Source organism: Hymenobacter sublimis (genome assembly GCF_023101345.1).
In the GTDB taxonomy this organism is placed as follows: domain Bacteria; phylum Bacteroidota; class Bacteroidia; order Cytophagales; family Hymenobacteraceae; genus Hymenobacter; species Hymenobacter sublimis.
In genome coordinates, this window is the sequence record NZ_CP095848.1 from 2,444,909 (window position 1) to 2,467,467 (window position 22,559).

Sequence of the window (22,559 nt, forward strand, 5' to 3'; positions counted from 1 at the left end):
TTCGTCCTCACGACAGGAATTAGCCCGCAGTAGAGGTGCTTCGCTTCGGCTCGGCATGACACGGTTTTTGAATGAGCCTCTTGTTTAAGAAACCCTTAGAAGGTGTAGCCCACCGTGGCCATGAGGTTGCGCGGGGCGCCGGGGCTCGTGCGGAAGTAGTCGTAGCCACCCAGGAAGTAGTACTTGTCGAGCAGGTTGTTCACATTCAGGTGGAAGTTGAACTTGTCCACGGTGTAGAACAAGGCCGCATCGAGCACCGTGTAGGCAGGCCACTGCCCCCAGTACTCCTCCCCCGTTGTCGTGTTGACTACCCGGTTTTCGGTGCGGCGCGCGGCCACGTAGTTGCCGCCCACAGCCACCCCGAAACCCCGCAACGCCGGCTTCGTGAACGTGTACTTGGTCCAGAGGCCCGCCGAGTGCTTGGGGGCGTTGGCCAGGGGCTGCCCGTTTTCGGCCGCCAGCTGGGCATTCCGCACCTCGGAGTGGTTGAAGGCGTAGCTGGCGTTCAGGCTCAAGTTGGAAACGATGTTGCCGGTCAGCTCCAGCTCGGCTCCGCGCGAACGGGCCTCGCCGTTCTGGCGGTACACGGGCGCGCCGTCGGGCGTAAGCGAGCCGGTGCTCACCAGCTGGTTGCGCTTCACAATCTGGTACACAGCCACGGTGCCAAACAAGGCTTTCTTGAAGAACTCGCCCTTTAGGCCAGTCTCCAGTTGGTAGCTGGTTTCGGGGTCGAAGGCGGAGCTGCGGCCGTAGCGCGCCGGAAACCGGACGTACTCGGGTTTGAGCGGGCGGAAACCGGCGCTATAAGAGGCAAAGTAGTTCAGATTATCGCGCAGGGCGAAGGTGAGGCCGGCGCGGGGCAGCAGCTTGCGCTGCCTGATGTTCTCGGAGCCGTCGCCGTAGTCCCGCTCATCGGCAAACAGCTCGTAGCGGGCTCCCAGCAGCAAACCTAGGCGCGGCGTCACGGCTATCTGATCCTGCACGTAGAGGCCGGTGGTATGGTACACCGAGTTGAGGTAGTCGATGAAAAACTGGGGTAGCGGCCGGCGGATGTACTTGGTTGGGTCCTGGATTTCGTACACCGGATTCTTCAGGTCGAAGGTCAGCGGCGTGGCTACCCCATTCACCAGCTTCTGCCGGGCCTCAAACATGGTGCTCTGCTTATCCGTGTTGAAGCGGATGTAGTCCAGGCCCAGCACCACTTTGTGGGCAACGGAGCCCGTAGAGCGGTTTAGGGCAAAGTAGGCGGCTAGGTTTTTGGTGTACTCCTCGGCGCGCCGGTCAAAGTAGCGCAGGTTCATCACCGTGTTGGCTGGGGCGTCGGCGTAGGTGTTCAGGGTGCGGTGCTCACTCAGGTTTTCGTGGTAGGTAAAGTCGAGGTAGGAAGCATTCAGCGACAGCCAATCGGTGAATTGGTGGTTGAGCGAGGCGTTGAGGTAGTAGGAGTTGGTGCGGAAATAGTCGCTGGGTTGGCTGAGGGTAAACGAGCGGGGCAGGGCGTACAAATCACCGCCCCGAATGGGCAGGCCGCGGTCCAGAAACCCATCCACGTGGGTATACACCAGCTCGGCGTTGAGGGTGGTCTTGTCGGTGGGCAGGAAGGTGACGGTGGGCGCTACCATCACGGAGCGGGTATCGTTCACGTCGCGGAAGGTGTTCGACTTCTCGAAGCCAGCATTCAAGCGGTAGAGCACGTTTTTACGCTCATTCAGCGGGCCCGTAAAGTCGGCCGTGGCGCGGGTGGTGTTGAAGCTGCCGCTGGAAAAGCTCACCGCTTTGCGGGCCACATCGAGGGGCTTTTTGGTCACCATGTTCACGGTGCCGCCGGGGTTGATGTCGCCGTACAGAGCCGCGCCGGGGCCTTTCAGCACCTCCACGCGCTCCAGGTTCACCGTCAGCGGGGCCTGGGTAAAGGAGTTGCCGTAGCTGAAGCCCGAACGCAGCCCGTTGAGCAAGCGGAAGCCGCTCTCGTAGCCATTGCGGAAGCCCCGGATAGTCAAGTCGTCGTAGTGCGAATACTGCGTGACGCCGGCTATGTTTTTCACCACGTCGGGTAGGCGCAGGGCCTGGCGGTCCTCCATCAGCTCCTTGGTTACCGTGGATATCGACTGCGGCACATCCTTCAAGGCGGTAGCCGTTTTGGTGCCCACAAAGCTGTAGTCGCTCTTATAGGTGGTTTCCTTGCGGCCCAATACTTCCACTTCTTGCAGGGCATTGGTGCTGGGGCGCAGGGTAAAATCGACCACCAGGGCGGGTGTTTCGGCGCTAAGAATAACCGTGCGCTGCGCTTCCTGGTAGCCCAAACTGCGCGTGACAAGCGTGTATTCGGCCAACGGCAGCTGATTCAGGGAGAAGTGCCCTTCGGCGTCGGAGAGGGCCGAAAACCGGCCGGATTTTTCCACTACTGTAATGCCTTCGAGGGCTTGACCCGTGGGGCTGATGAGGTGGCCGCTGATACGGCCGGTTACTTGGCCAAAGGTTAGGTGGGGAAGAAACAGTAGCAGAAACAGGAAAATACGTGGCATAGGAAAAGGCCGCACGGACCCGTGAGCTGAAAGGTCAGCTCCTGATAATGAACCAGAAAAACGAAGGAAGAAGAGGTAGGCAGTTACATGCCTAGCGCGCCGGATGACCCGCTGCAAAGCAGCAGGGCCCCCTTAGCCTGCTTGCAGGCCGCCAGAAAAAGGGCGTAGGCCACTACGGACGCGGAAATATCAGCGCAGCCGGCTAGACCCGGCAGGTTGCCCGGCCCCGAGGGGTAGCAAAAGCCCGTAAAGAATTAGGCGTGGGCCGGCGGACCGCGCAGAGAAGCCCCATCCAGCAGGTGGGAGGCTCGGCACACCGGGGCCTGGGGCCGGTACAGTGCATAGGCCAGCAGGCGCACGGGTTCCGGCAGCTTAATGGGCACCGCCGGCTGGAAAGGGGCATTGTACAACTGCTCCGCAAAGCAGTGCTGATGCTTGGCCGAAAGCAGGGCCTTGTGCTTGCCCAACGTAACCGTACTGCTGGTCAGGGGCACATCTTCGGTGTGCTGGTGGAAGTGCAGGCGCAGGACAGCGGCCTCGGGTGCCAACACCCGAAGTAGCAGGCTTAATAGCCACCACGCTATGACTCTACGCCCTGTACGCACTACCCTTGTTTCCACATAATGAGATGCAAGGTAGAATAAAAATTACATATGCATCAATGATGCATTTAATAAAAACAGGTTAAAATGCGGCTTACTAAAGCAGTGCCCCAGACCCTACCCTTCTACTACACGGCAACCCGACAAGCGCAGTAGGTCCGTGCTTACAGTCCGTAGGTTACCTGCAGGTAGTAGAGGCCGCCCACGCTGGGGCCGCCCAGGTAGCTCACGTAGTACTGGTTGAGCAGGTTGCTGGCGCCAAGTTTAAAGCGCAGGTTAGGGGTCGGCACCGTGTAGCTAACCTGGGCATCGAGGGTGCTGTAGGCGGGCACGTAACCCGTTACCAGGAAGGTTTGGGAGTAGTAGCGGGTCTGCCAGCGGTAGTTAAGCCCGAAGCCAAAGCGCTTATAAACATCTTCATTGCCCAGGCTGAGGTTGTAGGCCCAGCGTGGAGTGTTGAAGCCGTCTTCCAGCCCGTCGGCCGATTCGGTGCGGTCGAGGCGGGTGTAGGTGACGTTGGCCCCGGCCAGGTAACCGCCAGCTACGTCGTAGCGCAGGCCCAGGGAGCCACCGTAGTTGTAGACTTGGCTCTGGGAGTTGGTCCAGAGGCGGTACCGGGCCTGACCGGCGCGGGCACTCAGGGCGGTGGCAATGGTACTGAGGTCGGTGCCGGTGGGTAGGGGCTGGCCGGCCGCGTTAACGGGCACGTAGGCTTCTACCTGGGCAATAAAGTCGCGGTAGGTGTTGTAGTAGAAATCCACATCGGCCAGCAGGCGCCCGTCGGGTAGCAGGGCCGCCTTGTAGCCCAGCTCCAAGGACTTGATGTGCTCAGGTTTCAGGTAGGTGTAGGGGTTCTTTACCAAGGTGCCCTGGTTTTTGGCAATAGCCTGGCTGCGGGTGAGGCCGCCCGTATTCACGTCGCGCGTGATGGCCGCGCTGAACGCATCGATGGAGCTGCGCAGGTAGCTATTCTCAAACACCCCATCCGACATTACCCTTAGCCCTCCAATGCGCTTTACCTGCCCGCTGTTCACGTTGGAAAAGCCCTCGAACAAGCTCGGAAAACGGTAGCCGCTCTGGTAGCTTACCCGGAAGTTATGGCGCTGGGTGGGCGAGTACACGGCCGTCAGGCGCGGGTTGAAGCGGGTAGTGAAGTAGTCGTTTTTGTCGGCGCGTAGGGTAGCCGTGAGGCGGAGTTTCTCCTGGAACACCCGCGCCCCGGCCTGCACAAAGCCGCCAGTTTTGCCGTACGTGAGCGTGCTGTACGGGTCCTCCCCGCGTTCGGGGTTGATGAAGTAGTTGCCGTCGGGCTGAATAAAATAGGTGCGGTGGTCGAGGCCCACCAACACGTCGGCCCAGGCCGGCAGAAGCTTGCCGTTCCGCCGCAACGCCTCGCCTACGTTCACTTGCCCTTCGGCGTGGAGCAGGTCGGCTTGCACGCGCAGGGCCGCGCCCTGGTCCCAGTTGTTAATGTCGGCTAGCTCCCGCAGGCGCTGCTGAAACGCGGGCGTACCGGGCTGCAGGCGGCCGGCATCGGCGGCGGTGCGGGCCGCGGCGTGGGCCTGGGCTACCGTCTGGCCGGCCTGGGTGGCGGCGTTCCAGGCGGCGGTGTAGTCCTGGTTCCAGCGGGCATCGGGCTTGAAGCTACGGTCCAGGTTTTCGGCCATGGAGCGCAGGTTATAGCTCCGGCCGGTGTTTTCCTGGGTGAAGTAGGCGCGGGCCTGCACCACGGGCGTGGTCAATTGCAGGGCGTGCTGCTGGAGGTGGTAGTTGGTGAGCTGAAAACGGTTGCTGCGCTGGTACACGTTATCGAAGTTGCTACCCCGGTAGGTATAGACTAGCTCGGCCGTGGGCGTCAGCTTGTAGTGCAGCGCGGCGTCGTAGCGCACAGTTTGCAGGCGGTAGTCTACCACGTCCTGCTCCTGGTAGCCGGTGCGGGCCACCTGGTAGGTTTTGCCGCCCAGCGTGAGGTTCGAGCGGTTGGAGGATTCGTTGCCATAGCTGCTTACCGGGTCGCGGGCGGGATTATCGGGCCCAAACAGGCCGGTGGTGGCGTTGCCATTGGGGTTGATGTCGGTCTGATCCGTAGCCATCCAGTCGTAGCCGCGCAGGTAGGTACCATTTACTTTGAAGGCCAACTTGGGGCTCAGGGCTTTGGCGTAGCGCACGCTGGTTTCGGCAAAGGCGTGGGCCCCGGTGTGTGGGTCGCTGATGTGGTTCACGCCCACCTTCTGCTGCAGACTCAGCCCCTCGCTGCGGAAGGGGTTTTTGGTGCTGAAATTTGCCAACCCGTTAATGGCGTTCAGCCCGTAAAGCGCGGCGGCCGTACCGGGTACTATTTCTACCGCTTGAATGTCCAGGTCGCTCGGCCCCAGCACGTTGCCAATGGGTCCGCCGATGTGGGGCGCTTGGTTGTCGATGCCATCCACGAGCTGCACGAAGCGCACGTTGGTGGTATTGCTGAAGCCTCGGGCATTTATCACCTTGAAGCCCAGGCTCGGCGTAATCACCTGCACGCCCTTTACGTGCTCAATGGCCTCGAAAAACGACGGAGCCGGCGTGAGCCGCAGCTGCCGCGCCGTGAGCTTCTCCACCGTCACCGGCGACTGTAAGATGCTCTCCTCCACCTTCGAAGCGGCCACCACTACCTCCCCCAGCCGCGTCGTGTCCGTTAGCGCTGGCTGCCGGAGCGGCCGCGAATTCTGCTGAGCCACACTCACGAGCGGCAAGCTGCCAAGCAGCAGTAACGGGAATTTCGCAGAATGCAGGAGAGGAAGCGTAGCGTTGGACATGCGTTATATTTTGCCAAACATAACGCTAGAAATCGGAAATGGTTAGAGGTGCCAAAAGAATCTTGGCAACAAGAAAAGACCGTCATGCGGAGCGTAGTCGAAGCCTCTCTACCGCTCCGCCCCCACGATTGAGTTAGTCAGCGGTAGAGAGGCTTCGGCAAGCTCAGCATGACCAATGCTTTGGCACTAGCAGCACGCGAGATGCTTCGGCTGCGCCTCTGCATGACGTTCTGTGGGGCAGTACCTTCTTATAATAGTAACCTCTTTTCTTCTGCTGCCAGAAACTCCTGGAACCTATCCTGCAAGGCCCGGAACTCCTGGATGAGTTGCTGGCCTTCGGGGGTAACTTCGGCGCCGCCGCCGCGCTTGCCGCCGGTTTGGGTGTGCACCAAAGGGGTAGTACTCTGGGCGTTGAAGGAGGAAACTAAGTCCCAGGCCCGCTTATACGACATGCCCATTTGCTGGGCCGCCTTCGAGATAGAGCCGTGCTCCTGAATGAGGGTGAGCAGCTCCAGCCTACCAATTCCCATGAACCGGTCGTCGGGAGTTTCTACCCAAAGGCGGCCGTTGAGGCGGAACGTTAGGTCGTTACGGAGCAGGTTTTTCATGCCGTAAAGATGTGCGGGCGCAGAGTTTGAAATTGCAGCCGCAGCAAGAAAATGACAGCCTACATGAGGCGCACAGCCTAGTGCAGTAGCATCTAAATCAGAAAAAACATAACCTCATCTGCAACCTACAGGCCGTTTTTTGCGCATAGGGTAGCAAGCAGTCAGACTGGCTGTTGCTATCCGTTTACCCCTTAACGCAATTCAACTGCATGGAACCTACTAAATCTGCCACTCCTACCAACGAGGCGGCCGGCTCGTCCGCAGCTGATCAGCCCCAGAACGCGCAACAAAACGCTGGCACCCAGCAAAAGTCAGGCGCTGAATCTACTAGCAATGCCTCCAATCAGCAGCAATCTGGCGGAGCCAAGAACTGGATGGAACAAGCTGGCTTGCAAAAAATTGTTGACCAACTGCCCCAGGGCGTCCGTGAGTTTCTGCCCAACTCTTGGGAGCAAATCACCAAACTGACCACCACCCAAAAAGTAGCCGGCGCAGTAGCGCTGGCCGGCCTAAGCTACCTGGCTGTGCGCTCCGGCAAGTCGTCGGACAAGCCTTCTGGCAAATCGGGCAACAAGTATGGCAGCAAATACGCTGGCAGCACCGAGTCGCAGCGGCCCAACCAGAACTACCGTTCCGGTAGCCGGGTGCATCCTTCCGACTATTCTACCTCTTCCCAAGTCGACGAGAGCCGCCGCATGGATAAGGGCCCGAACCGTAACGCCGGAGCCAGTTCCGACCGGCAAAATGAAAACCGGGTTGGCAGCTACAACTCTGATGGCTCTACCTATTCCTCCGGCTCCGACTACAACGACCACTCCGCCTCCAGCAGCCGGAGCACAGGTTACCGCGGCACGTCCGGCAGCAGCTCCGATTTCGGGAGCGGGGTCTAGCCGCTTCCGGCGGTACTAGCCCAACCAGTTACTTGATTCCCTAGAAAGGGCCGCGGAAATAGTTTCCGCGGCCCTTTTTGCTTCCGCTATTGGGCATTTCTAGCTGGTGCGGGCGGCTGCACGTTTAGCTGTTGCGCTGAACGTGGAGTGAGCGGGTACGCTCACTCCACGTTCAGCGCAACAGCTAAACGTGGAGTGAGCGGGTACGCTCATTACGTCGGCTAGTTAGCTTACCGTCACTAGGGCAAGGTCACGGATGCTTAGCTCAACTCCTTCTTGCAGTTCCTCCACAGTGGGCGGCTTGGGTAGGCAACGATAGTTCAACAACTGCGAGGGTAGCATCTGTGGCTCCCCACCGGGCCGGTGGTCCTGGAGTACCAGCACCGGAATCAGGCTTGCGTACTGCTGCTGAATCAGCCGGACTGTTTCCAGACCGCCCGGAGTTCCTTTCAGGCTTGCGCTAACAAGGATAAGGTCTGGCCGCTGCCGGGCAGCCGCTCGCACGGCTTCTTGGCTCGTTGACGCCACTACCACATGCTGGAAGCCCCAGGCTGCGAGTTGCCAGCTCAGTCCGTACTGAAAAATACAGGCGTCTTCTATCAGGAGTACGTGAAAGGGAAGCATAACCAGAGCTGAAAGCAATAACGCCAGGCCAAAAGTCGCCTTTATACTATATTCCTATATCAGCGTAAACACGGATTTACAGGGTACTTTTCACGTAATTATTGCGCCTGATGTAGCCTAACATTACGTAGCGCCGTGGCACTGCGCCGAGGGTACCAACGAAAAGCGCCAGCCGGAAACCAGCTGGCGCTTGCAGAAAGAGGAGTTAAAAGGGCGGCGGCCCATCATCAAAGGTGCTGCGCGGGAAGGGCTGCGCGGGCGGTGGCCCATCGTTATTGATGCGGGAGCCCAGTCGGATGGTGTTCGGGGCAAAGCCGGTTTGGTCGTCGTCGAAGGTGCTGCTGGGGAAGGCCCCGGGGTTGAAGCCCGCATCGCCAAAGCCGCCGGCCCCGTCCAGGTCAGCAAACTTGGTGAAGCGGCCAATGAACTTCAGCTGCACGGTTTCCAAGGAGCCGTTTCGGTGCTTGGCAATGATTACCTCACCAGTGCCCTGGGTAGGGTTGCCCATTTCATCCTCCGTAATCTTATAGTACTCAGGTCGGTATAGGAAGATTACCATGTCGGCGTCCTGCTCAATAGAACCTGATTCACGCAGGTCACTGAGTTGGGGCTTCTTGTCGCCGCCGCGCGTTTCCACGGAGCGGGAAAGCTGGGAAAGGGCCAGCACCGGCACGTTCAGCTCCTTGGCAATGCCCTTGAGCGCCCGCGAAATCGAGGCAATTTCCTGTTCACGGTTGCCCCCACCCTTGCCATCCGTGTTACCCGTCATCAGCTGCAGGTAGTCGATGATGATCATCTGGATGTCGTGGTGGGCCTTGAGGCGGCGGCACTTGGTGCGCAGCTCCCGGATGCTCAGGCCCGGCGTATCGTCAATGTAAATCGGGGCCGAGGATAGGGCCGAAATCTTGTGGTTCAGCTGGGCCCACTCGTAGTCGGCTAGGTTGCCCTTCTTAATCTTTTCCGAGTCCAGTTCCGCTTCCGCCGAAATCAAACGATTCACGAGCTGCAACGAGGACATTTCCAGCGAGAAGATGGCCACTGGCTTCTTGAACTCCACCGCCGCATTGCGCATGGCCGATACGACGAAGGCCGTATTGTGGGTCACGGTCATGTCTTGAAGCAGAAACAGGCGGTTACCATCAATGCTAAACCCGTAGTAATCATCCTCGCCGTCCGCCTCCACCGAAATGCCGGTCAGGCGCCAATCAACCTTGCTGGCCCACGGCTGGGCCTGCTTGCGCGCCACCCGTACCGGTACCCGGTTGATGTCGCCGTAGATGCGCACGCGGTACACTTCACTCTCGTAGCCACGGGCACTGATAGCGGCCCTCTTCTTTTTTAGCGACGTACGGAAGCCCAGCGAATCAGCTAAAAACTTAATTTGGCGGGCCAGTCGGTGGTTTTTTTGCGTGATTTCGTAGCCGTTGGATACTGGGTCCAGGTGCCCATCGGAATCAATCAGGCCGGCCAGCAGGCGCAGGCGGCTTTCGGTGCTGTTGCTGAGGTAGGCTTGTGGAATGTGCTTGTCGCCAAGTACACCCAGCTGACGCAACTCGTCTTGCAAGGAATACTGCGCCAGACTACCTCCCTGCCGGCCGCGGGTGATGCCGTAGCTGTTGCAACGGTTTTCTACTACCCCTACTGTCACTTGCATGTCCAGCTCGGCGGCGTACTCATGCAGGTACTCAATGATTTCCGCATCCTGACCCGTGATGCGGCAGTTGTGTGAGGAGCCGTCGCCGAGCCATAGCCCTAGGAAATACGGGTCAACCGGCACGGGCTGGGCGGCAAACTCCACGGCTACTTTATAGCCTTTGTAATTAGAGCGAAACTTCTCGGATTTTGTCAGCCACTCTTTTACCGTGATGTTGAGCACGTCGCCGTGGCGGTGCGGTCCTTCGGTGCGGCTCCGCTTCAGGGACAGAATGTGGCTTTCGTTGACGCGGTAGTTTTCGCCTTTGTTCTGGCGCACCCAGTACATCTGCTCCCGGCCGCGGGCAATGCTCAGCACCCGGCGCGGAGTCGAGTCGTCGCCCATCAGCAGTTCGCCGGCCCGCACGTCTTCCACGTTGCGCAGCGTGCCATCAAACATCAGCACCTTGGTGCCTTTGCCGAGGCACTTGCCCATGCCAGGCCGGGCCGCAATAATCACCAAGTCAGAGGGTTGCCAGCCGCTGGTTACCCGGTCCAGAGCCGAGAAGCCCGAGGGCACGCCGGTCAGGCCATCCTTTTGGTCCTTCTTTTCCTCCAGCTCCTTAATGGCCTTGCCCATCAGGCTGCGCATGTCGTCGAAGTTCTTCCGAATGTTCGATTCGGACACTTCAAATAAGGACTGTTCAGTGCTGTCGAGCAGGTTGAAAACGTCGGTCGTGTCCTCGAAGGCGTCGCGCTGAATGTCGCTGGCAATGCGAATTAGCTCGCGCTTAATGGCGTTTTCGGTGATGATGCGGGCGTGGTACTCAATGTTGGCCGCCGAGTTGACCTTGAACGTTAGGTTGGCCACGTAGTGCGCCCCTCCGGCCGCTTCCAGCTCCCCCATTTCCCGCAGCTCGTGCGTGACAGTCAGAATATCAATGGGTTCCGACTTGTCAAATAGGTTCAGAATGCCCTTGAAGATGCGCTGGTGCCCATCTTTGTAGAAGCTCTGGGGCTTGAGAATATCAATTACGGTGGTGAGGGCATCCTTCTCCAACATCAGGGCCCCAAGTACGGCGGCTTCCAGCTCCAGGGCCTGGGGCGGCAGCTTGCCGGCCGGCCCTCCCATGGGTACCGCGGCGGGGCGGCTGCTCCAGGCGGCTTTGGCCCGCGAGGCCGATAGTTTCAGGCGGTCATCCATCCGGTCGTTCATCACTAGGTAAGCACTACAAGGTAAGCAGGTTGGGCGGTTTGTAGCTGAGCACCGGGATATTTCCTCCCACTCACCGCCCATTTTTGCAAAGGGGTACAAAGCTAACGGCTGAGTCCTACAATCTGGAAGGGGTGGGAAAGGTTTCTTTTTGTTGTGTGGTGGCTGGCAACAAGTGACCAGGGGTAGGTGATAGGGTGTGGTGACAAAAGCAGTTTACCTACTATACCTGTCACTTGTCACGATTCACCCCGTCACCCATCACTTCACCCGAAACCTTACCTTTGCCGCCTGCTTACCTATATATTGAATGACTGCTACTCCTTCTTCGCTCCAACGTCTGCACCTGATTGCCGTCGGGGGCAGTATTATGCATAATCTGGCCCTGGCCTTGCACCAGCGCGGGGCCCAGGTAACGGGCTCCGACGATGAAATTTTTGAGCCCGCTAAAAGCCGCCTGGCCACGGCTGGACTGCTACCGGTGACGGAAGGGTGGTTTCCGGAAAAGATAACCCAAGACCTCGACGCCGTGATTGTGGGCATGCACGCCCGCCCGGACAACCCGGAGCTGCTGCGGGCTCAGGAACTGGGACTCCGGGTGTACTCATTCCCGGAGTTTATTTATGAAGCTTCCCGCAACAAGCAGCGGGTCGTGATTGGGGGCTCCCACGGCAAAACCAGCATTACCTCCCTGATTCTGCACGTGTTGCGCTACCACCAGCGGCAGTTCGACTACGCCGTAGGCGCCCAGTTGGAGGGCTTTGAGCTGATGGTGCAGCTCACCGACGACGCGCCCATTATCATCATTGAGGGCGACGAGTACCTTTCCTCCCCCATCGACCGGCGGCCTAAGTTCCACCTGTATCAGCACCACATTGGCGTGATTTCCGGCATCAGCTGGGACCATATCAACGTGTTCCCGACCGAGGAAATTTACCGCGAGCAGTTCAAGATTTTCGCCGAGATGACGCCCAAAGCGGGTACCCTCATCTACGACCAAGACGACGAGCAGGTCCAGCTCGTGACCGTGCCCAGCAACCCCGATGTTACCTACATCGGCTACGGCCCGCATGAGCACGTGATCCGCGAGGGCAAGACCTTCCTCATCACCAAAAAGGACGATGAGGTGCCCGTGAAGGTGTTCGGGGAGCACAACCTGCGCAACATTTCGGCGGCCAAGGAAGTGTGCAAGCAACTGGGCATCAAGGGCAAGGACTTCTACGAGGCTCTAGGTTCCTTCAAGGGCGCGGCCCGCCGCCTGGAACTCGTGCGCGAAGGCGAGGACTCGGTGGTGTACAAGGACTTCGCCCACGCGCCCAGCAAACTGAAAGCCACGGCCACGGCCTTCAAGAAACAGTACCCGAAGCGCAAGCTGGTGGCCTGCTTGGAGCTGCACACGTTTAGTTCGCTTAACCCGGCCTTCCTGCCCCAGTACGCCCATACCTTTGACACGCCCGACGTGGCCGTGGTGTATTTTAACCCCCACGTGCTGGAGCACAAGCGCCTGCCGCCCCTCCCCCCCGAAGCCGTGCAGCAAGCCTTTCAGCGCCCCGACCTGCACGTGTTTACCGACAGCCGGCAGCTAGCCGAGTTCTTGCACGCCCAGAACTGGCAGAACGCGAACCTGTTGATGATGACCTCGGGCACGTTTGACGGGCTAGACCTGACCCAACTGGCCACCGAAGTGACAAAGTAGCACCAGGCAACGGGTACCCGCTCATCTCCCTTGTGGGGGCGGATCAGGCACCCGTTACCGCTGTCGGAATCAAGACATGCAACACACTATTTTGCTTCTGCATGGGGCCTTGGCTTCAGAAGCGCAGCTGAAATTCTTAACCCGGGAGCTGCCGCCTTTCTACGCGGTGCACTCCTTTTCCTTTACCGGGCACGCCGGCCGCCCCCTGGCGGCGGCCGACTTCACGATGAAGTGCTTTGCCCAGGAAGTAACGGAATTTATCCAGCGCCAAAGCTTGCCACCGGTACATGTATTTGGCTATAGCATGGGCGGTTACGCCGCCCTGAGCGCCGCCGTAACCGCGCCCGAGCTGTTTCGGAGCATCACTACCCTGGGCACCAAGTTCGACTGGTCGCCGGCCACGGCCCTGGGGGAGATGCGCCGGCTCGATGCCGAGGCCATGCGCGAAAAAGCGCCGCAAGTTGTGGAGCAGCTTACGCGCCTGCATGCCCCTACCCCCCTGCCCGAGTTACTAACCGCCACCAGCGCCATGCTGCGTAACCTCGGGGAAGCACCTCTGCTGACCCCCGCCAAGCTCTCTGAGCTGGAGGTACCAGTACAGGTACTGGTGGGGGAGCTGGACAAAACGGCCGGCGTAGATGCCTCCCGCCACTTCGCCGACCACATGCCCCGCGCTACCTTCGAAATCATCATGAACACGCCCCACGCCCTGGAAAAGGTAAACCCTGACTTACTGGTTAACCGCATTGCCCGCTTCGTGGAAACGGTACAGGAAGGTATGATTTGATAAGTAGCACTACTGCTCACGCACGAAAAAGCCCGCCAGTTGGCGGGCTTTTCTCTTATTCAGTTTGCTTGTCCTGGTCGTCGGGGCGGGGTGCTGGGGGCACGGGTTTCGGTTTGCGCCGGTCGGTAGTAACCAGCAGGGCCAGGGCCGTAAGGGAGAGGCGCAGAATCCATTTCCGACTGAGCATGGCTAGCGACGCTGAAAAAAGCCGTTGGTTTCTTCCACGCGCAGGTCGCAGCGGCTGCCGCCGGTGTTTTCCTCGCAGGTGGTGCCCACAATTTCGTTTTTCTCGAAGTTGAAAAAGCAAAACGTGCAGCCTACCCCCGTGATGATGTAGCGGGCCGCATTCGAGCTTAGGTACAGGCTGTTATCAGAAGAAGTTTGCAGGGGCAGGGCCATGGCCCGAAACATGCCGTTGCGCAAGCCCATGCCTACCAGGTAGTACACAGCCTTGTCCTTGGCCGTTTCCTGTACTTTGCGAATAACCGTTTTGTCGATGGCCGTGCCGTCGCCGAACTGCCGGGTGAAGGCCGCAGAAAGCTGCTCCCGAGGCACGATGTAGCGGATTTTTCCTTCCGCTACTTCCGCCACCTGCTTGCTGCTGGCTTCCAGCTTCCGACGGTTCACGGCATCGGGGTCGGTGGAGGGCGAGCTTACTTCGGGAAAGCCCCGCTTGGTGGTTTCGCAGGCGCTCAGCCCGCCTACCAGCAGTGCTCCTCCCGCCAAGCCGGAAAATAATAAACGCAGAAAACGATTCATTCGAGCTAGATAAACGGGCCGTGCTTAACGGCCTTTATAGTACGTGCGAGCCTCGGGCAGCTGCTTCTGGATGTCAGCGATGCGCGTGCCATTTGAGGGGTGAGTGGAAAGGAATTCGGGTGGGGAAGCGCTGTTTTCCCGGGCGTCCATGCGCTGCCAGAACGCCACGGCACCGTCGGGGTTGTAGCCAGCCATGGCCATAAAGATAAGCCCCAAGTGGTCAGCTTCCGACTCCTGGCTGCGCCCGTGCTTGAGCATGCCCAGCGAGGAGCCTACGCCCACAGCCTGCAGGAACACATTCTGGGTGACCGTGGGACTCTGGCCCACAGCCGCTGACAAGACCCCACCCAACCCCTGGGCGGCCATCTGCTGGCTCATTCGCTCGGAGCTATGGCGGGCTACGGCGTGGGCAATTTCATGGCCCATTACCACGGCTAGGCCGGTTTCATCCTGAGTGATAGGCAGAATACCGGTGTACACTGCCACCTTGCCCCCGGGCATGCACCAGGCGTTTTCCTGCTTATCATTCAGCAAGTTAAACTCCCAGGCGTAGCCTTCCAGTTGGGCTTGGGCATTCTGCTGGCGGAAGTACATTTCCACGGCCTGCTGAATGCGCTGGCCCACTCGCTTCACCATGGCCGCCTCGTTGCCGCTGTTTACTACCTGGCTGGAAGCCAATACCTTCTGGTATTCCGTGGCGGCCATGGTGTTCATTTCGGTGTCGGAAACGAGGCTGAGCTGCCGGCGGCCGGTGATAGGTACGGTGGCGCAGGCACTAGCCAGAAACAGGCAGCTAGCCAGAGCAATTTGAGGGAGTTTCATGTGGTAAAGGTGCTGAAGACAGAGACAAGAGCGGGGCTACCGCTCCGCTTGGGTTTTGGGCGGGGGTAGCAGGCAGTAGATGGAATGCTATACGTGAGGCGGCGGGCAAAATGTTTGCAGCACCACCGACAGCCGGAGCGCAGGGACGAATTTTGCTTTTTTGGCGCCGCGAATTAAGGCTACTTTTGAGGACTTTGCCCTGAATGAATCCGGGTTAGCCAGGCTGCTTTGCTACGCCACAGCACGCTTTTCTGCCCGCTCAGTTTCCTTCCGACCCCTACCCCTACTTACTACGCAAGCCTTTCTACCTCATGAAAATCCTCTGCATCGGCCGTAACTACGCGGAACATATCGCTGAGCTTCAGAACGAAACACCCGACGCGCCCGTCATCTTCGCCAAGCCCGATACGGCCCTGCTCCAGCGCAACCAGCCGTTTTTCATGCCCGATTTTTCCCAGGACATCCACCACGAGATTGAGTTGGTGCTGCGCGTGTGCAAAAACGGCAAAAACATCGAGGAGAAATTTGCTCCTACCTATTTCGATGCCATTGGGCTGGGCATCGACTTCACGGCCCGCGACCTGCAAAGCAAACTCAAAAGCAAGGGCCTACCCTGGGAACTGGCCAAGGGCTTCGACGGCTCGGCCCCTATCTCGCAGGAATTCAAATCCGTAGCTGATTTCCCAGACCTCAAGAACATCGATTTCCGGCTGGAAGTAAATGGCGAGGTGCGCCAGCAGGGCAACTCCAGCCTCATGCTCCACGATTTCAATAAAATCATCAGCTACATCTCCCAGTTCATCACCCTGAAAATGGGCGACCTTATTTTCACGGGCACGCCCAGCGGCGTGGGTCCGGTAAAAATTGGGGACCAGCTGACCGGCTACCTGGCCAGCGAGAAGCTGCTGGACCTGGCCGTAAAGTAAGGTTTACCGCGTTTGCCGAACTCGAGAGGCGCCCCGGGTGGCTAGGCCAATCGTCAGTTTACATCTCGTTGGTGCTGAGGTTGTGTGGCGTGCTCTGCCGAGCAACGTGAGGAATCTGGTTTTGGCAAAGCAGGTAAGCCAAATTCTTCGCGCTGCTCGGCAGGGCCAGCAGTGGGCTGTTAAGCTCCCAATTGCTGTACTACCGAAGCGCGAATCGAAGGGTGATGTAGCTACCTGTCGCGTCTCAATAGCCCGTACTTGTGTAACCCTATTCGGTGGCTGTCCGTCCGGGGAAGGCACGATAATGGCTAGCACGTGCCCGGTCGCCGAGGGCGGCCACCCCTTTTCCGTTGCTGAATTCCTTTTCTGTTGAATGCCTGTTTTGTTGACTAACCGGTCGCGCCGCCTGCTGAGCGTGGCCCTTCCTTTTCTGCTGCTGGGGCTGCAGCCCGCTTCTTGTGGGGGCCAGGAGCCCGACTCAACGGAGAAACCCCAGGTTGCCCAGCCGTCTGCTACCCCCGCTGCCGTGCCTCCGGTTGCTCCCGGCTACTTCCTTTTCCCCATCAAGCCGGGCCAGCAGAATTTCCTGGCTGCCAGCATGGGCGAGCTGCGGCCCAACCACTTCCACGGCGGCCTCGATATCAAGACCGATGGCCGGGTTGACTTGCCGGTATACGCCGCGGCCGAGGGCTACATCTCGCGCATGAAGCAGAGCAGCTTCGGCTACGGCAACGTGCTCTACATCACCCACCCCAACGGCCTGACGACGGTGTACGGCCACCTTAACCACTTTAAGGGGCCCGTGGCCGAAGAAATGCGCCGCCAGCAGTACCAGAAGCAAACCTACGAGCTGGAGCTGTTCTTTAAGCCCGAGCAGTTTCCGGTGAAGCGCGGCGAGGTAGTGGCGCTGTCGGGCAATACGGGCGGCTCAGCGGGCCCCCACTTGCACTGGGAGGTGCGCACGGCCGAAGGCGGGCAGCTGAACCCGCTGCAGTGGGGCGGCTTCCAGGAAGTCCAGGACCACGTAGCTCCTAGCCTGCAAGCCTTTGCGGTGGAGGCGTTAGGCATTGATGCGCGCGTGCAGGGCCGCTTTGGCAAAGCCGTGTTCGTGCCCAAGGCCCCGCCGTTGCCGGGCGGGGGTGGCTACGTGTGGGCCGACACGATTCCTGCTTATGGCACGGTAGGCCTACTGGTGCAGGGCTTCGACCGATTCGACCAGGCCTGGAATAAGAATGGGTTTCAGAAGGTAGAAGTGCAGGTGAACGGCCAGCCTCTGTACAGTCACGTCGTCGATAATATTCCGTTTCCACTCGGCTCCCGGCAGGTTAATCAGCACATGGACTACGAGTGGCGCGCTACCCAGGGCCGGCAGCTGGAAAAGCTATTTGTGGATGATGGCAACGAGCTGAGCATCTACAAAACCGGACCCAGCAAGGGCAAGCTGCGGGTAGAAGCCGGCAAGCTCTACAGCGTGGAAATCCGGATGAGTGATTCGTACGGCAACAGCACACCCCTGCGCTTTGTGCTGCGCGGCACGGAGCCGGCCTACCGCAAAACCCGCTCGGCGGCCGTGAAAACGCCGGGCCTGCGCTACGATGTTAGCCGCAACCTGCTGGTGGCCGTAGCGGCCGACCCCGATACGGCCGCCGTGGGCGGCAACCTGACTCTGTTCAGGGGCAACCGCCGCCTCACCCTCAAACCCAGCTACACCGAGCAGAGCCAGAACGTGTACCTCTACGACCTGCGTGCCGGCCGCCCCGATTCCCTGCAGTTTGGCCGCATCACGAAGCGGTTTGAGCGCCAGGCTCAGATTCCGGCGGGGCAGGAATATGGCTTCTCCACGGCCAACCTCAGCCTGGGCTTTAGCCCCCACACGCTGTTCGACACGCTGTATGTGCAAACCAGCTATAAGGCGGGCCTCTGGACGGTGCAACAACCCCGCACTCCCCTGTTCGAAACCCTGGCCCTCACCCTGAAGCCCGAAACACCCGTAGCGGACCCGCGCCGCACCGCTATTTACGCCGTTACGGCCAAGGGCGGCAAGGCCTATGTGGGCGGCAAGTGGCAGGGCAACACCATCACGGCTCCCATCAAAACCTTCGGGCAGTTCCGACTATTTACGGATACCATTCCGCCTTCCGGCCGCCTGATTAGCCGGGGCGCGGCAGGGGTAGTGTTCAAGGTTGGCGACGACCTCTCGGGTCTGGCTAGCTACAAGCTGGAAGTCAACGGGCAGTTTCATCTGCTGCGTTTTGAGCACAAGAACTCCACCCTGTTCACGGAGCGCGACGATAAGCTGGGCCCTGCCCTGCGTGGTCCGGCTACCCTTTACCTCACCGACCAGGCTGGCAATGAAAAGGCTATTCACGTAACACTATAAACTGGCTTGTCAGCCACTTAAAAGGGCGGCTTTCCTTAGCAGGAAAGCCGCCCTTTGTTTTGCTCGATTTCAAAGCTGCTTCTGTCATCCGGAGCCCCGCGAAGGACCTCATTACAGTAACACGATTGTCAGTTGCTACGACTCGTACAAGCGTGATAAGGTCCTTCGCGGGGCTCCGGAGGACAGTTCCTAAATAAACGTCAAACTGTTCTTTGTCATTCCGAGCGGGAGCGAGGAATCTGGGTTTCGATAGTGAGGCTAACTCAGGTTTCTTCCTTCGTTCGGAATGACAGGGGTGAGAAACGCAGGTGTGAGGGATGACAGTTAATCGACGGTTTGTTGGCGGACGAATTCTTCGCCCACTTTGTCGCCGGGCTGCACGTAGGGCTGGATGATGATGCGGGTGCCGCGCTGGTAGGTGAAGAGACGGTAGAGCCAGTTGGTCATGACAATCAGCTTGCTACGGAAGCCGATGAGGTAGTAAATGTGCACGAACAGCCAGGCTACCCAGGCAATAAAGCCTTTCAGACTCCTGTTACCCGGTAAATCGGCCACGGCGCGGGCGCGACCCACAATGGCCAGGGAGCCTTTGTCGAAGTACTCAAACGCCTCCCAGGCTTGGTTGCGAAGCTGGCGCGTCAGGTTTTTGCCCAGCAGCCGGCCTTGCTGCAAGGCCGGCTGAGCCACTTGGGGGTGACCCTTCGGCCACTTTTCCGACTTCATCAGGGCAATGTCGCCGATGGCGAAAATATCCTCGAAGCCCAGCACTTGGTTGAAGTGGTTGACCAGGTAACGGCCTCGCTCCAGAGACTCTGGAGGCAGCCCCTCCACGGTGGCGCCAGCTACCCCGGCGGCCCACACCAAGGTGTGGGTCTGAATTTGCTCCCCATCCTTGAACGTCACGGTTTCGCCGTCGTACGATGACACCAGCTTGTTGAGCTTGATGCTGACGCCTAGTTCCTCTAAGTACTTGTGCGTGTTTTTGCTTGATTCGGGGGAGAGGGGCGGCAGCACCCGGTCGAGGCCATCAACGAGGTAGATGTTCATCAGCCGGAAGTCGAGGCCAGGATAGTCGCGGGGCAGCACATGACGCCGCATTTCGGCCAGGGAGCCGGCCAGCTCCACGCCCGTGGGCCCGGCCCCGGCAATAACAATGTTGAGCAGGCTCTGGCGCTGAGCCGGGTCCTTGGTAATATTGGCCTGCTCGAAGCTTTGCAGCAGCTGGCTGCGCAGGTTCACGGCGTCGGTCAGGTTTTTAAGACCGAAGGAGTTGTGCTTGATTTGCTCGTTGCCAAAGTAATTCGACTTGGTGCCGGTAGCAATAACCAGGTAGTCGTACCGCACGTCACCGATAAGGGTAGTAACGGTTTTGGCGGCGGGGTTGATGGCCGTGACCCGCACGAAGCGGAAGTGAAAATCATTCCGGTCGTCGAAGAGCTTGCGGATGGGCTCGGCAATGGACTCGGGTTCCAGGCCGGCGGTAGCCACTTGGTAAAGCAGGGGCCAGAAGCCGTAGTAATGCTGCTTGCTGAGCATTACTACCTGAAACTGGTCGTCGGGCAGGTACTTGGTCAGGTTTACGGCCCCAAAACCACCACCAATTACCACCACGCGGGGCTTGGTCGTGTCCGGAATATTGAGCGAGAGTTGTTCCAGGTGCAGCATAAGCGGAAAGGAAGAATAGCTACCAACTATACGGTCGGGCGCACAAACCGGCTGCTACTGTCGACTCTGCCCCGGGTTTCGCCCGTCCATAACCATCTGGCCCAGGGTCCTATTTCCTGATTTAGAGGTAATATCCGGCCCCAACACTCCGGGACCGGGCCGCGCGGGCATCCCCCGTGCCAGCTGGCCCGTACTGGAGGCATCTTCCTACCTATTTCTTATTATGGCTAACCTGCTCAAACGCCGTCGTCCGGTGTTGTTTGCCGCCGCGGCCGCCGTGGTTACAACCGGCGTGGCCGCGTACACCTACGCCCGCCGCAAACTGCACGCCCCCCTACCCACCGTGCCGCACGTAGACCTGCACAAGTACATGGGCCTGTGGTACGAGGTGGCCCGCCTGCCCACCCGCTTCGAGAAAGGCTGCCAGCACGTTACGGCCGAGTATAAGCTGCAACCCGGTGGCAAAGTGAGGGTAGTGAATACTTGCCATAAGGAAAGTCTCAACGGCCCCGTAGAAACGGCCACCGCCACGGCCCGCGCCGTGGACAGCACCAACAGCAAGCTGAAAGTGCAGTTCTTCTGGCCCTTCGAGGGCGACTACTGGATTCTGGACCTGGACCTTTCCGATTACCGCTACGCCCTGGTAGGCGAGCCTGGCCGCAAGAGCCTGTGGCTACTAAGCCGCACCCCGCACCTGGAGCGCAGCATCCGCGACCGGCTGGTAGCCCACGCCCAGGACCTGGGCTTCCCCGTCGAAAACCTCCTGTTCACGCCCCAGCCGGTAGGTGAGTAGTGAGTTGGTGATATAGTGAGTTTTCTGTTCAAACCGCACCAGTTGCGCCTACAGAATGGCAAACTCACCATGTCACAACTCACTATTTCGCTACTCCTCTTACCTTCGCGCCATGGCACTACCTCAAGTGGGCGAACAGGCTCCGGCCTTTGAAGCGCCCGACCAAAACGGCACCATCCACCGCCTCCAGGACTACGCGGGCCGCAAAGTAGCTCTCTACTTCTACCCCAAGGACGACACTTCGGGCTGCACGGCCCAGGCCTGCAACCTGCGCGACAACTACCAGAGCCTGCTCGGGGCCGGCATTCAGGTGCTGGGCGTGAGCATCGATTCGGAAAAGTCGCACCAGAAGTTCGCCGCCAAGTACGAGCTACCGTTCCCGCTGTTGGTAGATGCCGACAAGAAGCTAGCGGAAGCGTACGGGGTGTGGCAGGAAAAATCGATGTACGGCCGCAAGTACATGGGCACCATGCGCTACACCTTCCTGATTGACGAGCAGGGCCGTATTGAAAAAGTCATTACCAAAGTCGATACCAAGAACCACGCGGCCCAGCTGCTGTAACAAACGTAGAAGCCTCGCCTGTTTCGGCGGGGCTTTTTTGTGGGCTACGGCGGTAGTAATTCCTTTACTAGGTTTTCCTGTGAACCACCTCTCCGGTTGGCTGCCGTCAGTCGTCGGGCTCCTGCCTCTCCGCCGAAGAAGGGCCGTGAGGTGGGGTGCCCCGCCCGAACAAGCCCACGGCATATCACCTCTCCCCTTCGCCCAACTTCCTACCTTTGCTTTCCCATTAACTCCTAACTGAACTCATGGCTCAGGACACTTCATTTGCCGCATCTTCCGAAACCCACGCTCCCGATGCTACCGCTTCCGTAGCCGAGCTCAAGCAAATTGCCTCGCAAGTGCGGCGCGACATCGTGCGCATGGTGCACGCCGTGAACTCCGGTCACCCCGGCGGCTCACTGGGCTGCACCGATCTGCTGGTGGCGCTTTACTTCAAAGTGATGAAGCACACGCCCGAGCCCTTCGACATGAACGGCGTTGGGCAGGACCTGTTTTTCCTTTCCAACGGTCATATTTCGCCGGTATTCTACTCGGTGCTGGCCCGCTCGGGCTACTTCCCCGTGGGCGAACTGGCTACCTTCCGTAAGCTGAACTCCCGGTTGCAGGGCCACCCTGCTACCCACGAGCACCTGCCCGGCGTACGCGTGGCTTCCGGCTCCCTGGGTCAGGGCCTGAGCGTAGCCATTGGGGCCGCCCAAGCTAAAAAACTCAACAACGACGACCGGAAGGTATTTGTGCTGATGGGCGACGGGGAACTGGAAGAAGGCCAGATTTGGGAAGCGGCCATGTACGCCCCCCACCACAAAGTCGACAACCTAATTGCCTTCGTGGACCGCAACGGTCAGCAGATTGACGGCCCCACCGACAAAATCGGCGGCCTCGGCGACCTGCGTGCCAAGTTCGAAGCCTTCAACTGGCGCGTGCTCGAAACTGACGGCAACGACCTCGAAAAACTGCTACCCACCATCGAAGAAGCTGTGCAGCTCAGCGGCCAGGGCCAGCCCATTATGGTGCTGATGGACACGCAGATGGGCTACGGGGTCGACTTCATGATGGGCTCACACAAGTGGCACGGCGTGGCCCCGAACGACGAGCAACTCGAGAAGGCCCTGCAGCAGCTAGCAGTGGAAAAGGCAGGCGACTACTAATATCTTACGCGTCTGTCCTGCTTGATCTGGCGGCCGTAAAGTCGAAGCATCTCTACCTCTGGCTAACTCCAATCATCCAACGAAGCGGTAGAGATGGTTCGACTGCGCCTCCGGCTCCGCTCAGCATAGCCGCTC

The 22,559-nt window shown here is 59.4% G+C and carries 18 protein-coding genes; 8 read left to right on the forward strand and 10 right to left on the reverse strand.

Annotated features, from left to right (window positions below; translation table 11 throughout):
• Positions 1–95 precede the first annotated feature (95 nt).
• From MWH26_RS10215 to MWH26_RS10230, 4 genes are all read right to left on the reverse strand, one after another.
• A complete protein-coding gene (locus MWH26_RS10215) occupies positions 96–2,525 on the reverse strand; it encodes a TonB-dependent receptor (protein WP_247974192.1) in 2,430 nt (809 codons plus the stop codon).
• Between the two features lie 254 nt (positions 2,526–2,779).
• Positions 2,780–3,076, reverse strand: a complete 297-nt coding sequence (locus tag MWH26_RS10220; protein ID WP_247974193.1) for a hypothetical protein — start codon at positions 3,074–3,076, stop codon at positions 2,780–2,782.
• 215 nt (positions 3,077–3,291) lie between these two features.
• Positions 3,292–5,841 (reverse strand): TonB-dependent receptor, encoded by a 2,550-nt coding sequence (locus MWH26_RS10225; RefSeq protein ID WP_247974194.1) that lies wholly within the window; start codon positions 5,839–5,841, stop codon positions 3,292–3,294.
• A gap of 326 nt (positions 5,842–6,167) precedes the next feature.
• The gene (locus MWH26_RS10230; protein WP_247974195.1) at positions 6,168–6,527 is read right to left on the reverse strand and encodes a winged helix-turn-helix domain-containing protein; all 360 of its coding nucleotides are present in this window, start codon (positions 6,525–6,527) and stop codon (positions 6,168–6,170) included.
• Positions 6,528–6,736: 209 nt separating this feature from the next.
• Here MWH26_RS10230 and MWH26_RS10235 point away from each other — a divergent pair, with 209 nt between their 5' ends.
• Positions 6,737–7,417 (forward strand): hypothetical protein, encoded by a 681-nt coding sequence (locus tag MWH26_RS10235; protein WP_247974196.1) that lies wholly within the window; start codon positions 6,737–6,739, stop codon positions 7,415–7,417.
• Between the two features lie 225 nt (positions 7,418–7,642).
• Here MWH26_RS10235 and MWH26_RS10240 read toward each other — a convergent pair whose 3' ends face one another.
• Positions 7,643–8,041, reverse strand: coding sequence for a response regulator (locus tag MWH26_RS10240; protein WP_247974197.1), 399 nt, complete (start codon positions 8,039–8,041; stop codon positions 7,643–7,645).
• Between the two features lie 205 nt (positions 8,042–8,246).
• On the reverse strand, positions 8,247–10,805 hold the full coding sequence (gene dnaB, locus MWH26_RS10245; RefSeq protein WP_247977084.1) for a replicative DNA helicase: 2,559 nt from the start codon (positions 10,803–10,805) through the stop codon (positions 8,247–8,249).
• A 391-nt stretch (positions 10,806–11,196) separates the two neighbouring features.
• On the opposite strand from dnaB, the gene MWH26_RS10250 reads away from it, so the two are divergent.
• The gene (locus MWH26_RS10250) at positions 11,197–12,582 is read left to right on the forward strand and encodes a UDP-N-acetylmuramate--L-alanine ligase (RefSeq protein ID WP_247974198.1); all 1,386 of its coding nucleotides are present in this window, start codon (positions 11,197–11,199) and stop codon (positions 12,580–12,582) included.
• A 76-nt stretch (positions 12,583–12,658) separates the two neighbouring features.
• Positions 12,659–13,369 carry an alpha/beta fold hydrolase gene (locus tag MWH26_RS10255; RefSeq protein ID WP_247974199.1) on the forward strand — a complete coding sequence of 237 codons (711 nt, stop codon included), beginning with the start codon at positions 12,659–12,661 and terminating at the stop codon, positions 13,367–13,369.
• Positions 13,370–13,424: 55 nt separating this feature from the next.
• Here MWH26_RS10255 and MWH26_RS20145 read toward each other — a convergent pair whose 3' ends face one another.
• Genes MWH26_RS20145 through MWH26_RS10265 form a run of 3 tightly spaced genes read right to left on the reverse strand, consistent with a single transcriptional unit; the run spans position 13,425 to position 14,950 of the window.
• Positions 13,425–13,556 carry a hypothetical protein gene (locus MWH26_RS20145; protein ID WP_262921937.1) on the reverse strand — a complete coding sequence of 44 codons (132 nt, stop codon included), beginning with the start codon at positions 13,554–13,556 and terminating at the stop codon, positions 13,425–13,427.
• A 2-nt stretch (positions 13,557–13,558) separates the two neighbouring features.
• Positions 13,559–14,128: a hypothetical protein gene (locus MWH26_RS10260; protein WP_244696524.1), complete on the reverse strand. Its 570-nt coding sequence runs from the start codon at positions 14,126–14,128 to the stop codon at positions 13,559–13,561.
• A gap of 24 nt (positions 14,129–14,152) precedes the next feature.
• Positions 14,153–14,950, reverse strand: a complete 798-nt coding sequence (locus tag MWH26_RS10265; RefSeq protein WP_247974200.1) for a M48 family metallopeptidase — start codon at positions 14,948–14,950, stop codon at positions 14,153–14,155.
• A gap of 311 nt (positions 14,951–15,261) precedes the next feature.
• Here MWH26_RS10265 and MWH26_RS10270 point away from each other — a divergent pair, with 311 nt between their 5' ends.
• Positions 15,262–15,876, forward strand: a complete 615-nt coding sequence (locus MWH26_RS10270; protein ID WP_247974201.1) for a fumarylacetoacetate hydrolase family protein — start codon at positions 15,262–15,264, stop codon at positions 15,874–15,876.
• A 373-nt stretch (positions 15,877–16,249) separates the two neighbouring features.
• Positions 16,250–18,256: a M23 family metallopeptidase gene (locus tag MWH26_RS10275; RefSeq protein WP_247974202.1), complete on the forward strand. Its 2,007-nt coding sequence runs from the start codon at positions 16,250–16,252 to the stop codon at positions 18,254–18,256.
• Between the two features lie 324 nt (positions 18,257–18,580).
• On the opposite strand, the gene MWH26_RS10280 is transcribed toward MWH26_RS10275, so the two are convergent.
• The gene (locus tag MWH26_RS10280) at positions 18,581–19,921 is read right to left on the reverse strand and encodes an NAD(P)/FAD-dependent oxidoreductase (RefSeq protein WP_244696529.1); all 1,341 of its coding nucleotides are present in this window, start codon (positions 19,919–19,921) and stop codon (positions 18,581–18,583) included.
• A 223-nt stretch (positions 19,922–20,144) separates the two neighbouring features.
• Between MWH26_RS10280 and MWH26_RS10285 the strand changes: the two genes are divergently transcribed.
• The 3 genes from MWH26_RS10285 to MWH26_RS10295 all read left to right on the forward strand — a co-directional run bounded on the left by MWH26_RS10285 (position 20,145) and on the right by MWH26_RS10295 (position 22,424).
• Positions 20,145–20,714, forward strand: coding sequence for a lipocalin family protein (locus MWH26_RS10285; protein WP_247974203.1), 570 nt, complete (start codon positions 20,145–20,147; stop codon positions 20,712–20,714).
• A 112-nt stretch (positions 20,715–20,826) separates the two neighbouring features.
• Entirely contained in the window at positions 20,827–21,276 is a 450-nt protein-coding gene (gene bcp / locus MWH26_RS10290; protein WP_244696531.1) for a thioredoxin-dependent thiol peroxidase, read from the forward strand.
• Between the two features lie 245 nt (positions 21,277–21,521).
• Positions 21,522–22,424, forward strand: coding sequence for a transketolase (locus MWH26_RS10295; RefSeq protein ID WP_247974204.1), 903 nt, complete (start codon positions 21,522–21,524; stop codon positions 22,422–22,424).
• Positions 22,425–22,559: the final 135 nt, after the last annotated feature.

Excerpts from the sequence above, each read along its gene's own strand:
- MWH26_RS10285 (WP_247974203.1), top strand. The coding sequence starts at position 20,145 with ATGGCTAACCTGCTCAAACGCCGTCGTCCGGTGTTGTTTGCCGCCGCG.
- MWH26_RS10255 (WP_247974199.1), top strand. The coding sequence starts at position 12,659 with ATGCAACACACTATTTTGCTTCTGCATGGGGCCTTGGCTTCAGAAGCG.
- bcp (WP_244696531.1), top strand. The coding sequence starts at position 20,827 with ATGGCACTACCTCAAGTGGGCGAACAGGCTCCGGCCTTTGAAGCGCCC.
- MWH26_RS10265 (WP_247974200.1), bottom strand. The coding sequence starts at position 14,950 with ATGAAACTCCCTCAAATTGCTCTGGCTAGCTGCCTGTTTCTGGCTAGT.
- dnaB (WP_247977084.1), bottom strand. The coding sequence starts at position 10,805 with ATGGGAGGGCCGGCCGGCAAGCTGCCGCCCCAGGCCCTGGAGCTGGAA.
- MWH26_RS10280 (WP_244696529.1), bottom strand. The coding sequence starts at position 19,921 with ATGCTGCACCTGGAACAACTCTCGCTCAATATTCCGGACACGACCAAG.
- MWH26_RS10230 (WP_247974195.1), bottom strand. The coding sequence starts at position 6,527 with ATGAAAAACCTGCTCCGTAACGACCTAACGTTCCGCCTCAACGGCCGC.
- MWH26_RS10295 (WP_247974204.1), top strand. The coding sequence starts at position 21,522 with ATGGCTCAGGACACTTCATTTGCCGCATCTTCCGAAACCCACGCTCCC.
- MWH26_RS10275 (WP_247974202.1), top strand. The coding sequence starts at position 16,250 with ATGCCTGTTTTGTTGACTAACCGGTCGCGCCGCCTGCTGAGCGTGGCC.
- MWH26_RS10260 (WP_244696524.1), bottom strand. The coding sequence starts at position 14,128 with ATGAATCGTTTTCTGCGTTTATTATTTTCCGGCTTGGCGGGAGGAGCA.
- MWH26_RS10235 (WP_247974196.1), top strand. The coding sequence starts at position 6,737 with ATGGAACCTACTAAATCTGCCACTCCTACCAACGAGGCGGCCGGCTCG.
- MWH26_RS10250 (WP_247974198.1), top strand. The coding sequence starts at position 11,197 with ATGACTGCTACTCCTTCTTCGCTCCAACGTCTGCACCTGATTGCCGTC.
- MWH26_RS10215 (WP_247974192.1), bottom strand. The coding sequence starts at position 2,525 with ATGCCACGTATTTTCCTGTTTCTGCTACTGTTTCTTCCCCACCTAACC.
- MWH26_RS20145 (WP_262921937.1), bottom strand. The coding sequence starts at position 13,556 with ATGCTCAGTCGGAAATGGATTCTGCGCCTCTCCCTTACGGCCCTGGCC.
- MWH26_RS10240 (WP_247974197.1), bottom strand. The coding sequence starts at position 8,041 with ATGCTTCCCTTTCACGTACTCCTGATAGAAGACGCCTGTATTTTTCAG.
- MWH26_RS10270 (WP_247974201.1), top strand. The coding sequence starts at position 15,262 with ATGAAAATCCTCTGCATCGGCCGTAACTACGCGGAACATATCGCTGAG.